Origin of the sequence: Dielma fastidiosa (assembly GCF_000313565.1) — a bacterium.
Lineage (GTDB): Bacteria > Bacillota_I > Bacilli_A > Erysipelotrichales > Erysipelotrichaceae > Dielma > Dielma fastidiosa.
The window spans coordinates 299244-312548 of record NZ_HE578925.1 but is presented as its reverse complement, the minus strand read 5'-3'; the positions used below and the strand labels follow the sequence as shown (position 1 = coordinate 312548).

Annotated in this window: 14 protein-coding genes and 1 other annotated feature; all 14 genes read right to left on the bottom strand. The window is 42.6% G+C overall.

Annotated elements, in window-relative coordinates; genetic code table 11:
* Positions 1 to 43: 43 nt before the first annotated feature.
* The gene (alr, locus tag DAHG_RS07260) at positions 44 to 1201 is read right to left on the bottom strand and encodes an alanine racemase (RefSeq protein WP_022937680.1); all 1158 of its coding nucleotides are present in this window, start codon (positions 1199 to 1201) and stop codon (positions 44 to 46) included.
* An 18-nt stretch (positions 1202 to 1219) separates the two neighbouring features.
* Positions 1220 to 2278, bottom strand: coding sequence for a D-alanine--D-alanine ligase family protein (locus DAHG_RS07255; protein WP_022937679.1), 1059 nt, complete (start codon positions 2276 to 2278; stop codon positions 1220 to 1222).
* A complete protein-coding gene (locus DAHG_RS07250; protein ID WP_022937678.1) occupies positions 2279 to 3658 on the bottom strand; it encodes a UDP-N-acetylmuramoyl-tripeptide--D-alanyl-D-alanine ligase in 1380 nt (459 codons plus the stop codon). It lies immediately after the preceding gene.
* A gap of 369 nt (positions 3659 to 4027) precedes the next feature.
* Positions 4028 to 5260, bottom strand: a complete 1233-nt coding sequence (gene tyrS, locus DAHG_RS07240) for a tyrosine--tRNA ligase (protein WP_022937676.1) — start codon at positions 5258 to 5260, stop codon at positions 4028 to 4030.
* 37 nt (positions 5261 to 5297) lie between these two features.
* Positions 5298 to 5492 (bottom strand) — a binding site (T-box leader).
* A 34-nt stretch (positions 5493 to 5526) separates the two neighbouring features.
* A complete protein-coding gene (locus DAHG_RS07235; protein WP_022937675.1) occupies positions 5527 to 6519 on the bottom strand; it encodes a LacI family DNA-binding transcriptional regulator in 993 nt (330 codons plus the stop codon).
* Positions 6520 to 6527: 8 nt separating this feature from the next.
* On the bottom strand, positions 6528 to 7169 hold the full coding sequence (locus tag DAHG_RS07230; protein WP_022937674.1) for a hypothetical protein: 642 nt from the start codon (positions 7167 to 7169) through the stop codon (positions 6528 to 6530).
* A gap of 14 nt (positions 7170 to 7183) precedes the next feature.
* The gene (locus DAHG_RS07225) at positions 7184 to 7582 is read right to left on the bottom strand and encodes a hypothetical protein (protein WP_022937673.1); all 399 of its coding nucleotides are present in this window, start codon (positions 7580 to 7582) and stop codon (positions 7184 to 7186) included.
* A gap of 48 nt (positions 7583 to 7630) precedes the next feature.
* Complete coding sequence (gene murC / locus DAHG_RS07220; RefSeq protein WP_022937672.1) at positions 7631 to 8932, bottom strand: UDP-N-acetylmuramate--L-alanine ligase; 1302 nt, start codon at positions 8930 to 8932, stop codon at positions 7631 to 7633.
* A gap of 12 nt (positions 8933 to 8944) precedes the next feature.
* Positions 8945 to 9628: a hypothetical protein gene (locus DAHG_RS07215; protein WP_022937671.1), complete on the bottom strand. Its 684-nt coding sequence runs from the start codon at positions 9626 to 9628 to the stop codon at positions 8945 to 8947.
* Positions 9629 to 9633: 5 nt separating this feature from the next.
* Entirely contained in the window at positions 9634 to 10233 is a 600-nt protein-coding gene (gene ytpR, locus DAHG_RS07210; RefSeq protein WP_022937670.1) for a YtpR family tRNA-binding protein, read from the bottom strand.
* Complete coding sequence (locus DAHG_RS07205; protein ID WP_022937669.1) at positions 10230 to 10559, bottom strand: thioredoxin family protein; 330 nt, start codon at positions 10557 to 10559, stop codon at positions 10230 to 10232. Before DAHG_RS07205 ends, ytpR begins: the two co-directional genes overlap by 4 nt.
* A 13-nt stretch (positions 10560 to 10572) precedes the next feature.
* Entirely contained in the window at positions 10573 to 11226 is a 654-nt protein-coding gene (locus DAHG_RS07200) for a hypothetical protein (RefSeq protein WP_022937668.1), read from the bottom strand.
* 14 nt (positions 11227 to 11240) lie between these two features.
* Entirely contained in the window at positions 11241 to 11867 is a 627-nt protein-coding gene (gene trmB, locus DAHG_RS07195; protein ID WP_022937667.1) for a tRNA (guanosine(46)-N7)-methyltransferase TrmB, read from the bottom strand.
* A gap of 8 nt (positions 11868 to 11875) precedes the next feature.
* Entirely contained in the window at positions 11876 to 13264 is a 1389-nt protein-coding gene (locus DAHG_RS07190) for a Sapep family Mn(2+)-dependent dipeptidase (RefSeq protein ID WP_022937666.1), read from the bottom strand.
* Between the last annotated feature and the right edge of the window lie 41 nt (positions 13265 to 13305).

Sequence of the window (13305 nt, the reverse complement as noted above, 5' to 3'; positions counted from 1 at the left end):
TTATCGTTAAGCATCCCCTGCTCCTAAATCATTCTTATACACTTTAAAAATGCTCATAAAACCGCGGTACTCTAGCCGAAATCTGACATACCAAATCATTATTGATGGTATGAACACAGCGGCTCCATTCATCAATGGTGACACGCTCATTGCCATCCTGTCCGATTAAAGTAACGATATCACCGCTCTTAACATGCTCGATGCCTGTTACATCAATCATCAGCTGATCCATACAGATATTGCCGACAATCTCAGCACGCTGAGAATGAAGCAGCACCTGCATGCCCTGATTGCTGGCGGCTCTAGGAATACCATCCGCATAACCGATGGATACGGTTGCTATCAAGCGATCCTCCTTTGCCTTATAATGCCGGCCATAACCAACACTGCAGCCCTTTTTCACTAAGCGTACACGAGATACTTCCGCATACAAGGACATGGCTGGGATAAATTCAGGCGATGTATTAATCGAGATCGAATCATCGCTGGTAAAACCAAGCATAAGGATGCCAGGTCTGACATAATCGTAACAAAGTTCGGGATAGTTCAGCACCCCATAGCTGTTTTGCAGATGCAGCTTTCCTGGATTTAATCCAGCCTGTAAAACATCAGCGATAACTTGATCAAAAAGCTCGCGCTGATGAATCGTATAAGCGCGATCATCTTCAATATCTAAGCTGTCCGCTACACTGAAATGAGAAAACAAGCCCTCCACCGATAAATGCTGTAGCTTGTAAATTTCAAAAACCTCTTGAATATTATAATCATCATCAAGACAACGGATACCTAAGCGTGCCATACCCGTATCGATTTTGATGTGACCGCGGATCACAACATGATGCAAAGACGCGTATTCATCTAATTGAGACGCGTAATCAAGAGATAAGAAATTCTGCAGCAGCTGTTTTTCATGCAGATAGTGAAAATGCTCCTTAGGCGTATACCCCAGAATTAAAATTTCGCCGCTAATCCCTGCCTCCCGCAGATTTAATGCCTCATCAACGCTGCTTACCGCGAAGGTTTTAATTCCCTCCTGCTGCATCAGCATCGATAACTGCCGGTCGCCGTGACCATAACAATTAGCTTTCACCACAGCCATGATTTCCGTTGTCTCAGGGATCAGGTTTTTAATTTCCTTCAGATTATGCCGGACTGCATCGCCATCAACCTGCAGCCATGCTCTTGATTTAGATTGCAGCATGCTATCCCTCCATTCTTTTTATTTTTCTAATGCGAGCTGTACAAGACGATCAATCAATTCACCAAACCCAATACCGGCAGCCTTCATCATAGACGGATAACGGCTGGTAGCGGTAAAGCCCGGAATGGTATTCACTTCATTGAAAATAATCTTTTGCCGGCTGTTGATAAACATATCGACACGGCACATGCCGCTGCAGTTTAATGTGCGGTATGCCTTTTTCGCTATCTGTTTCGCTTCATCACTCAGCGCTTTTGAGATGCGCGCCGGACAATGAATCTGAGTGTTTTCCAGGGCGTATTTAGCCGCAAAATCAAAGAATGAATTCTTCGTATCGATTTCATCGCATTCACCAACAATCAGTTCATGATTGCCCAAAACCGCACAGCCGATTTCAAAACCGTCAATCGCCGCTTCAACTAATACCTTGCAGTCATAGTTAAAAGCAAATTCCATACCCTTGATAAATTCTTCCTCACTGTTTATTTTAGAAATACCATAGGATGAACCCGCATTCGCCGGTTTAATAAACATCGGCAGACCAAGTTTATTGAACGCCTGATTATAGATAGCTTTCAGATCCAACGCGTTATCCTTATAAACACAAAGATAAGGGGCACAAGCAATGCCGGCATTCTCACATAGAATATGAGTAAACTCCTTATCCATTCCACAAGCAGAAGCTAATGGCCCGCAGCCCACATAAGGAATTGACGCCAGTTCAAAAAGTCCCTGAATCGTTCCATCCTCACCGTTTGGCCCATGCAGACATGGAAAAATCACATCTACGGGCAGCTTTTTAAAACCTGTTTCATCAATTTCAAGCAAGCCTCTTGAGCTGCTTGGACTCAGCACAACCTCGCGGCAGTCAGCATCCAAATGCCATGTATCGTGAGCGACAGCCTCAAAATCCAGCTTAGGATAATGGAGCCATTTGCCTGCTTCGGTAATACCGATCAGGATCAGCTCATATTTATTCTGGTCACAATGTGCCAAAAGACTCTCTGCTGAATGTAAAGATACACTATATTCACTTGATTTACCGCCAAAAATGACAGCCAATTTAATTTTTTCCATTTATTTAACCTTTTCCTTTATCTGATCGAATATCTCATCGAGCTTCATTCCCCGTGAGCCTTTAAATAATACGGTTGCTTCATGATCTGTTTCCGCAAGTAAGGCAGCAAGCAGTTCATCACGTTCAATAAAATGCCGGACATCGCTGATACCAGCCGCTTTCGCACCCTTGGCAATATATTCAGCCAACGGGCCCAGGCAGAAAACCTTATCCAGCTTAAATTTCGCACAGTCACGGCCTAGCTGCTCATGAAGCATAGGACTCGTCTCCCCTAAATCAAGCATATCGCCAAGCACCGCTATACGGTTGCCGCCCTTTATCTGATCGAAGGTAGCCAAAGCAGCCAAAGCACTCTGCGGATTGGACTTATACGCATCATTCAGCACCAGCCATTTCCCCACTGAGCTTAATTCGTTGCGCATACTGGTTGTTTCCACACGCTGAAAACCGCGCTGTATTTCATCATCGCTCATTCCCAATTCATGACCTGCCAAATAAGCCGCGCAGCCATTCATCGCCTGATGACGGCCAAGAATATTACAGCTGAATGTTTGATCAGTTAATGAAAGCGTAAATGTGATGCCTTCATGATGCTGAGAAAACGATGTAAGCCTGCAGTCATTATGCTCACCCTCGCCAAAGGTTTGCACCCTTAGCTGACGCAGATCATGAGATGGAATTTCCTGACCGAGATAAGGATCATCGCCATTATAAAAGAAAGCACTACCGTTATGTAACCCTTCAATCAATTCGCATTTAGCTTTGGCAATATTCGCCATGCTGCCTAAATTCTCAAGATGCGCTACACCAACATTAGTAATAATACCAATATCCGGTTTCACAATTTCACATAAGGCTTCAATTTCATGGCGATTTTCCATTCCCATTTCCACAACCGCCACATCGATATCCTCATCAAAGGAAAGCAGTGTCAGCGGTACACCAATCTCATTGTTGTGGTTTCCCTGTGTTTTCATGACCCGATAACGCTCAGACAACACGCCGGCTACCATATCCTTCGTGGAGGTCTTGCCATTACTGCCCGTAATTCCCACCGTCTTATAATGACAAAGCAGCCGATACGCACCCGCCAGCCGCCAAAGCGCTGCTGCTGTATCTTCAACCAAGATTACTGCCGCATCCTTAGGCGGATTGGGCTCATTCACATTCCAAAGCATGGCAGCTGCACCATTGGCTAAAGCCATGTCTGCATAGGCGTGACCATTCACCCGCTCACCAACAAGCGGAATAAATAAATTCCCAGCTTCAACCTGCCTTGAATCAATACAGACTCCCTTGACAGCAACCTCATCAACCATCGTATTTTCATTCTTTAATCCTAACATCTGCCGGATTTCAGAAACTGTTTTTTTTATCATTGCCAAACCCTCTAACATTTCTTTCAATATTATAGCATAACTTTTCCATTGTGCACGAGAAATCCGTACCTCTCAGTACGCAAGTAAATGATTTCCTGCAAACCTTCAGGAATCATACCATCAAAGATAACAGTTCCTGCTATATTTTAATGTCTCTCTTTTTACCTGCCTAGCTTACCACATACTTTTATTACTGGCAGATGCTTGAAGATGCAAAATGAAAAAAAGGCTATTTGCCTTTTTTTGCATTTAAATACCGATAAATTACATAAGCCGTCGCTGAAACGATCGCATATGCAGGTAAACCTATTGTATTCATAATTAGTTCCCTCCTACCTCTATATACGCAAGGCAGGTCGAGTTTTCTAATTATTTATGTTCAAGCAAATAATAATTGCGTTTACCCTTTTTAATTAAAGTCAGATTCGCCAGCAATGCGTTTTCTGGTGTCAGCACCGCTTCAAGATCGGTAACCTTATCACCGTTTACCTGAATTGAACCTTGTTTGATCCATTCGCGGGCTTCACGCTTGCTGCTGGCAATACCGCCCTCAACAAGTGCGTCAACCAAAGGCAGTGTATTCGCAACTTCACGTTTTTCAAAGCCATGGAAAGCATCTTTTAATTCACTTTCATCAAGCTCGCGGATATTGCCTTTGAATAATACATTCGTAATTTTTAATGCTTTCTGATATTCTTCTTCACCATGGAGGAAGGTCACAACTGACTGAGCCAGTGCCTTTTGAGCCTCACGCAGATGCGGTTCAGTTTTTACCTTCTCCTCATAAGCCTCAATCTCTTCCTTACCCATAAAGGTCAGCTTTTTCAAGTAGTCGATAACCTTTTCATCTTCAGAATTTACTAAAAATTGATACATCTCATAGGAAGAAGTCTTATTCTTATCCAGCCAGACAGAACCGCTTTCACTCTTACCAAACTTCGTACCATCTGCCTTGGTAATCAGCGGCATCGTAAAGCCATAGCATTCAGTATTCGTACCATGTTTTTTGCGGATCAATTCTAATCCTGAAGTGATATTGCCCCATTGATCCTGACCGCCGATCTGCATGACACAGTTTTTGGTTTCATAAAGATGCAGGAAGTCAATCGACTGAAGAATCATATAGGAGAATTCAGTATATGAAATACCTGATTCCAGACGGCTTTTTACGGTTTCCTTGCTTAACATATAATTCACATTAAACAGCTTGCCGTAATCTCGCAGGTAATCAATAAAGTTCAAATCTTTATACCAGTCATAGTTATTTACTAACTCACAATCAAAAATCGTCGTAATTTGCTTGCTTAAAGCTTCAAAATTCTTATTCAGCACATCCTTAGAAATAACATCACGCTCCGAAGTCGAACGCGGATCACCAATCAGGCCAGTACCGCCGCCAACCAGAATAATTGGATGATGCCCATGATCTGCTAATCGTTTAGCTGTTAACATCGAAGAAAAATGTCCGATATGCAGACTGTCTGCCGTAGGGTCAGTACCAATATAAAACGTCATGCCGCCATTATTGATTTTTTCTTCAAGCTCCGGCGAAGTGACACTTTCAATCAACCCCCGCCATTTTAATTCTTCAAATAATTTCATTTTCCTTTTCCTCCATCAAATAAAAAAAGCGCCCTAATCCAAGGACGCTTAGCGTGGTACCACCTTAGTTCATGTGAAAAACACATGCCCTCAATCAGATAACGGAATCAACCGGTCTATCTTTGCAATAGACAGCTCCAAGGTGTATTTCTATCAGCTTATCTGTGATTCTCACCAACCATCACATCTCTTTGCATAATACCAATAGCTCTTTTCTTTTCAACGCTTATATTAAACAGTATATTGATTCAAAACGATTTGTCAACTTATTTCGTAGATTTACGCGGTGAATAAATATAACTCAATTCAATTTCCTTATCAATAACCTCATCTTCATCATGAAGCATTTTTGTCATCACACGCATCGCTACGGCACCTAAATCATAATCCGGAATCTTAAAGCCGGAGATCTGCGGTCTTGCCATCGCATTGTACTTGCTGTCAAGGATGCAGACAACTTCCATATCCTCAGGAATACGGATATTATTTTCAGCAGCCGTATTCAGCACCGCCATTGCCTGTGAATCACGATATGTAATAACTAATTCATGTTTATGGCTCTTAAAATACTCCTGCAGGAATAAATAAGATGAACGATAGTCCTTAGGAATTTCAATGTAGTTGTCAAAGCTCTTGCCGGCATCCGCAAAAGCACGGGAAATGCCGTCAAACAACTGCTTGATCATCGCCGGATTCTTACGGTCTTCAACTAAGGCAATATCGGTAATGCCTTTATTGAGATACTTCGTAGTAAAATCATAAACCAGCTTAGAGTAGTCAACATAGACAGAGCCAATGGTATCATCAGACATTTTATTGCCGATGACAACGATTGGTACTTGATACCGTGTCAGCGTATTCAGTTCATTTTTAGACAATTTGTCATTAAAAATCACTACGCCGTCAACCCGTGACTTAATAATTGTTTCAATGATATCATTCATTTCAATGATACCCTCAGTAGCCGTATGTAAAACGATGTTGTATTTATAAATTTTAGCAACATCGATCAGACCATTGATAATCTGTCCGGTATAGAAGAAACTCGCCTCCGGAACGATCAGCGCAATCGTCGTTGTTTTCTGCAAAGCCAGCCCCTGAGCAATCGCATTTGGTTTGTAGCCCAGCTTTTCAATCGCTTCCTGTACCTTAACACGAGTATCCTCACGGACTACTTCACTGCCGTTGATAACCCTTGATACGGTAGCCAGCGATACATCGGCTTCCTTCGCAACATCATAAATAGTAATTCTTTTCATATCTTCACCTAACCTTGTTCTTCTTCATCAGCTTTTTCAGATGTTTCAAGGCAGCATTGTGCAGCTTTGGCTTCATCCTTCTCTTTAAGCTCATCCGCCTTTAATACCTTTTTCAAGCCTTCCAGCGCACTTTCTGCAACCTTCAGCGTTGAACGGCGTACCTTATCAATACCATCCTGTACATGCTCATCCTGTATTACTTCAACGATTTTATCGGAAACCGTATCAATAGTAGATGCCACCGCCGGATTATTCAGAATATCCTGAACACTGGTATCAATGGCAGAAATTACAGTTTCAGCTGTTTTCTTTACCGTTTCCTTACCGGTCTCAAGCTTATGCATCAAATCTTCATTCTCTTTTAATGAATCTACCTTTTCCTTTGAAAAACTGATTAGGCGGTCGATTTCAAGCTGAATCTTAGCCTTTACCTCAGCCCGTTTTTCAGGATCATCATTTTCTCTGCACCATTTTTTGAATTCTTCAGAAATTCGTTCCAATTCCTTAATTACCTGATCAATAAATGGATTTGTATTTCCTTTTTCTTCTTCATCCTGCAAAGTGATGATTTTATACTTTACTTCCTTTTCAATTTCCTTTGCTTCTTCAGCAACTTCTTCATTATTCAGCTTTGCATTAGGCTCTTCCATAAGTTTGACCTCCTTTAGTCCTGACTTTCTTCAGCAGCTGGTGCTGGTTCTGCAGCCGTATTTTCTGATTCGTCAACCCCGCCATGATTCAACAGCCAGTCACGAATTACATTCAGATTTGATATCAATGCCAGCAATGCGGATTTAACAGCATTCTGACTCATTTCATGCAGATTATCCAAGGTCTGAGAAAATTCGGTGACCGTATTCAGCGGTGCATCCAGCTTTCTGATCTGTTCCTCGACAACACTTACCGTTGAATCAACAGTAATCATTGTCTTCTGCATGCTCACAAAGAATTGTATGATTTTTCTCAGCAGAAGAATCACATAGATCAAAACAATTACCCCGATGATCGGCAAAAGCTTTGAACACAATTCACTAAAAAATTCAATAAACTGATCTGTAGTCATAGTAACACCTCATATTAAGTGTACAACACTTTGAAACCTATTTCAAGATTAATGAAAACTCTTTACAATATTTTTAAATTTATAGATATCTTTTGAACTCATAAAAAGATACACGGCTTCGCCATAAGCCGCTAAACGCTTCGCGTTTGCTTCATTCTCAACCATTACCTCGGCATTTGGAATCAGCTTCTGAAGATCCTCAATCGTGATATCAATGCCCTCTTCATGCTTGGCATTTTCCGGGAACGGACAAAGAACTACTTCATCAGCACTGCTTAAGCTTTTCGCAAAATCATCCATAAAGGCATAAATGCGTGAATAACGATCCGGTTTAAAGATGGCAATGATCTTTTTGCCGGGAAAGCGAACGCGGGCCGCTTCAATCGTTGCTTTAATCGCTGTTGGATGATGCGCGTAGTCATCAACATAAACATACTGCCCGTTTTCTTCGATATTAAACCTGCGCTTCACACCGCCGAAGCTGCTCATCTGAGATTGAATCAAATCACCGTCAGCTCCCTCAAGAAGCGCGATGGCGATCACTGCCAATGAGTTCAAAAGCAAATGTCTGCCTACATAAGGCAATTCAAAATGATGGAAGAACTTATGATGATAATATAAATCAAAGCGCATGCCGCGTTCATCCTCTTGGAAATTCACAGCCTGAACATCGTCACAATCATTAAAGCCATAAGTCAGGATCGGTGTCTTAATTGACAATGATCGAATATTCTCATCATCGCCGCAGACTACCACAGCCTTCTTTACCTGATTGGCAAAAGCCTCAAAAGCGCTCTTATAATCTTCTAAATCTTTATAATAATCGATATGATCCAAATCAATATTGGTAATAATCGCATAATCAGGATGATAAGCCATAAAATGCCGCTGGTATTCACACGATTCCAAGGCGAAATAATGACTGTCTTTCGGCATTTCACCAGTACCGTCACCAATCAGATAGCCGGTTTTATTTAACGCTGACATCATGTGTGAAAGCATACCGGTCGTCGTCGTTTTGCCATGTGTACCCGCTACGCTGATGGTCGTATAACGTTCAACCAGCTGACCCAAATATTCATGATAATAATAGCTTTTGACACCCTCGGTATGCAGTGCCTTAGCAACTTCACAATTACTTTCATCAAACGCATTGCCGATAATGACATTCATCCCCGGCTGAATATTATCCGCGTCAAAGGGTGTGATTTTAATCTTTCTCGCCTCTAACGGCTGTTGAGTAAAGATATATTTTTCAATATCGGATCCGGTTACTGTTTCACCTAAATCATTTAGAATACATGCCAGGGATGCCATTCCTGAACCTTTAATACCTATAAAGTGAACCATGCTTTCATCTCCCTAAGCTTCTTTTTCTTCTTTTTTATCGGCATTTTCTAACTCGATATTACTTAACGGCGTCTCATCGCCAAATAATGAAAACTGCACACAGTCATCAAGACTGTTTTCACTTTCATTGACAATCAGATCATCCAGTGACAAGCCTTCTTCAACTTCTTCAATGATCGGCGCGCTTTCCTGACGCTTTTCTTTTTCCTGCAGCTCAATCTGCGCTTCACTTTCGAAACGATCCAATTCACTCTGCCCATACATCGGAGAAATAACGGTACCTAAAGCATTGCGCTTCTTAGCAGGGCCTGTTTCCACGATGGGCGCCGGACGTTTTGGCTTTTTCACTTCGCTGGAACCAAACATCGGTGAGATTACAGGTGAAAATTCAAACTCCTTCTTCACCGTTTTTTGCACCTCACGCTGCGGGCGCACCGGTTCTTTTTTTTCAGGCTCCAGCTTAATATCAATGGTCTGTGTCCGTGTAACTGGTTCACTTTCCACTTCAATTGGCCGGCTGAGTGGCTGTGTTTGCGGACGCGGCTGCGGGCGCAGCTGATCGACCCGTTTCTCACTGTTGACAATAGATGAAAATTCCTCGTTTTGAACGCGGCTGAAATCAACCTTTTCTAAATCGTCATCAACGACGACTTCATCATCTTCTTCAAATAAAAATGAAAGGATTTTTTTAAACATCTTCTCTACCTCCCAAAAAATGGTGAACCAATCTCTGCCTGATCATCAAGAATCAAGATACCGCGCTTGGGTTCATCAATCAGACGCAGCTCCCATTCTGAACAAAGCATGCCAGCAGAATCAACACCGCGCAGCGCTGAAGCTTCAATCAGCCTGCCATCTGGCAATACAGCCCCCGGCAGCGCCGCTACAACCTTTTGATTAGCCGCTATATTGGCCGCTCCGCAGACAATCTGCACGCATTCCTGACCAACATCCACCTGACAGACATGCAGATGGTCAGAATCCGGATGCGTTTCACACGTTTTCACATAGCCAACCACAAGCCTTGGCGTGGGATCGATTTCAATGGCCGCAAAACCAGCTTTGATCAGCTTTTCATTAACAAATGCCAAAGTCTCATCATTCCATGGCTGATAGCCGTCATTCAAATTTTCAAAATAAGGGCTGATGAGATTATAGCCGATAATTTCATGTTTAAGATCGTAGATTGCACATACCTCACCGATAGTTTCAGAAGCCGCCGGTGCAGCATCTTTCAAAACGATCATGCCGACGCCGCTGAAGGCCTTGCGGTTGATAAACAATCTTGCTGAACAGCTCATTGCAGACCTCCAAGAAAGTAATCAATTTCAGCTTCACTTTTTCTCAGCTTGCTGACAAAACGATTCAATTCCTGTCCGTTTTTAACCGCTACAAAAGAAGGAATACCTAAAATATTCAGACGCTGACAAATTGGCAGCCACGCGTCACGATCCACATAAATAAACTCATAATGCTTGTATTTCTCTACCAATTTCGGCATAAATGGCTTAATAAACATACAGTCAGGACACCAATCGGCGGAGAATACAAACACACTCACCTGATCAGAATTCCATGCTGCCTCAAACATCTCCATCGATGTCAGCTGCTTCATATAGTCTTTCATTAATCAAATCCTCCTATTTTTCAACTAAATCTTTGATATAACCGTCTACCGGCACTTCTTCATTAAGATAATCCAGATTTTGCTGCTGCTGAGCCGTTGCACTTTTCAGTGAAAAATCATTCAGGATCAGCTGCCGCTCTACTTTTACTGACTGCATGATCGTTAACATACAATTCAGCAGTGACTTGATCTCTGTATAAGGAACAATGCTGTAAAAGCGAAGCTCACTGGCCGCAAGATCAATATAGTAATAGCCGTCTGTCAATTTTTCTAGCCGCAGCGTATAATTCTTAGTTTCTTCGGCAGTATTTATGTAGCTGCCCTGATAGACCATCCCTGCCGGCGAAGTTTCCATCTGCACCTCTGAAACAGGCTCTGCCGGCGCTTCTGTATAATATTCATCAATAATAATCTGAGAAGCATCCAGATTCATTACAAATTTATAACCGTCCTTAAGATAAACACCGCTCAGCGAATTGCCAGTGCCGCGGCCGACATCCCGGGGTAAATAATAACTGAAATACTTCTTCGACATATTCGTATCATTAAAAGGTTCAAGCATTGATTTTTCCTGCAATAAGGTCAGTACCTGATTTGACAGATCTGCTTCTGAGGCACAGCCGCCAAGCAGAAATAACGAAAGCATGAGCAACACTACTTTCTTCATCAAAACCCTCCCTTCTAAGCTTTATGCCATACCGCGCGATAAATTGGCTGATTCAGTTCCATGAACCGGTGCTCATATTCAGTAATCACATCCTCAGGATGCTCATCACGCCGATAATCGACACTGAATTCATCAAGCAGCCAGCCATTATTCTGAAATTCCAATATTGAAAATTCGAACAGCTTCACATTATCCGTTTTCATGATCAATTTACCCTCAGGTTTTAAGATCTGTTCATACCGCTTCAAAAATGAAGCATGCGATAAACGGTGCTTGCTGGCTCTTTTTTTAGGCCATGGGTCCGAAAAATTCAGATGGATGACATCCACCTCATCCTTCGCAAACCATGAATCAATAGCCTGCGCGTCATCGACGATAAACCGGCGGTTTAAATGTTCGCAGTTTTCAACCTTTTTCAAAGCGATCGCCGCGACATTAACATTCTTTTCGATACCGATCCAGCCGGCATTGGGATACAGTTCTGACATTTTGATCCAATAATCACCCTTGCCTGAACCAATCTCCACATGCAGTTCCTCTTGATTCAGCAGACGGCGCCACTGACCAGCCATTTCATCACAATTTCTAACGATGACAGACTGGGTGGCCAAAAAAGGCTCCGCCCATTTCAACTTCCGCATTCTCATGACTACTGTCCCAGTTTTTCAAGTGCTCCTGCATAAATTGCAACTGCACACAGCATATCATCAATAACAATTCCCTCATCCGCCTGATGCGGGCCGCCGATGACATGTTCACTTTGATGACGGGCAATCGGATATTCCGGGCCGAAAGCAACGCAATTCGGCAGCTTACGGGCATAAGTGCCGCCGCCCATCGTCATTGCTGGTGTAAATGTATCACCGCTGTATTCACGATAAACCGCCATCAATTTTTGAATCATCTCTGAATTAGGGTCTAGGAACAATGGCTTGCTGTCAGAGCGCACCACGATCTCTGCCGGATAGTCATAAGTCTTAAACGTTTCCTGATATCCCTTGATGATTGTTTCACTGTCTGTATCGTTAGGATAACGCATATCAATCACAATATTAAACTCATCATTTTCAAGATCAATAATGCCGACATTGGCTGTTAAGAAGCCCATATAAGCGCCTTCCTTAGCAATGCTGACACCGCTGCCGCGCCAATCGGACAGCATTCGATAAGTATTGGTTAAAAATTCATTCTCATACGTTGTACCAATAAAATTAATCAAATGCAGGGCGGCATTTGTACCGCGCCATGGCAGTGAAGCATGAGCAAAGACACCATCAATTTTCAGCACACACCCTGCTTCAGTATATTCAACACTGCCCTGCAGGTTATTGCTTCGCAGATAAAAATCAAATAAATCGACATATTCTTCTCTGAAATCCTTCACCAAAGCACTTGCCTTGCCAATCACGACATTTGGACGTTCACCGCAGTGCATTGACAAAATCGGTGTTTCCGCATGACCTATTAACGCGATCTGTAAAAGACCTTTTTCACCATAGATTACCGGGAATTCCGCATCCGGTGTAAAAGACATCGTCGGTACTTCCGCATGCTTGCAATAATAATCCATGCACTGCATACCGCTTTCTTCATCACAGCCGCAGATCAGCATGATCTTCTTATTCAGCTTTACATTATTATCCTTCAGCATCCGCATAGCGGTCAGACCTGCTACTGCCGGCCCTTTATCATCCAAGGTACCGCGGCCATACATGATGCCGTCAACCTCTTCACAGCCAAGCGGATCATGCGTCCAATCTTCACCGATCGGCACGATATCTAAATGGGCAAGAATACCTACGCTTTCCTCCCCTTCACCATATTCAATTGTACATGCGTAACCGTCAATATCCTTGACTGTAAAACCTGCCTCACGGCCGATTTCCATCATCTTATCCAGGGCTTTGCGGCACTGTTCGCCAAAAGGAGCATTTTCTTTCACTGTTGATTCATCTCTTAATGAAGGAATAGCAACTAATTCCTTTAAATCTTTTTTAAACTGAGCTTCATATTTTTTTGCTTCTGTATTCCAATTCATATGTTTTCACCTCACCTTATTATTCTATCACAAATAGCTCC

Bases quoted from the DNA above. Each gene is read 5' to 3' on its own strand.
- DAHG_RS07200 (WP_022937668.1), bottom strand. From the start codon at position 11,226: ATGAAGAAAGTAGTGTTGCTCATGCTTTCGTTATTTCTGCTTGGCGGC.
- ytpR (WP_022937670.1), bottom strand. From the start codon at position 10,233: ATGAGCTGTTCAGCAAGATTGTTTATCAACCGCAAGGCCTTCAGCGGC.
- DAHG_RS07215 (WP_022937671.1), bottom strand. From the start codon at position 9,628: ATGTTTAAAAAAATCCTTTCATTTTTATTTGAAGAAGATGATGAAGTC.
- DAHG_RS07190 (WP_022937666.1), bottom strand. From the start codon at position 13,264: ATGAATTGGAATACAGAAGCAAAAAAATATGAAGCTCAGTTTAAAAAA.
- DAHG_RS07230 (WP_022937674.1), bottom strand. From the start codon at position 7,169: ATGGAAGAGCCTAATGCAAAGCTGAATAATGAAGAAGTTGCTGAAGAA.
- murC (WP_022937672.1), bottom strand. From the start codon at position 8,932: ATGGTTCACTTTATAGGTATTAAAGGTTCAGGAATGGCATCCCTGGCA.
- alr (WP_022937680.1), bottom strand. From the start codon at position 1,201: ATGCTGCAATCTAAATCAAGAGCATGGCTGCAGGTTGATGGCGATGCA.
- DAHG_RS07235 (WP_022937675.1), bottom strand. From the start codon at position 6,519: ATGAAAAGAATTACTATTTATGATGTTGCGAAGGAAGCCGATGTATCG.
- DAHG_RS07255 (WP_022937679.1), bottom strand. From the start codon at position 2,278: ATGGAAAAAATTAAATTGGCTGTCATTTTTGGCGGTAAATCAAGTGAA.
- trmB (WP_022937667.1), bottom strand. From the start codon at position 11,867: ATGCGGAAGTTGAAATGGGCGGAGCCTTTTTTGGCCACCCAGTCTGTC.
- DAHG_RS07225 (WP_022937673.1), bottom strand. From the start codon at position 7,582: ATGACTACAGATCAGTTTATTGAATTTTTTAGTGAATTGTGTTCAAAG.
- tyrS (WP_022937676.1), bottom strand. From the start codon at position 5,260: ATGAAATTATTTGAAGAATTAAAATGGCGGGGGTTGATTGAAAGTGTC.
- DAHG_RS07250 (WP_022937678.1), bottom strand. From the start codon at position 3,658: ATGATAAAAAAAACAGTTTCTGAAATCCGGCAGATGTTAGGATTAAAG.
- DAHG_RS07205 (WP_022937669.1), bottom strand. From the start codon at position 10,559: ATGAAAGACTATATGAAGCAGCTGACATCGATGGAGATGTTTGAGGCA.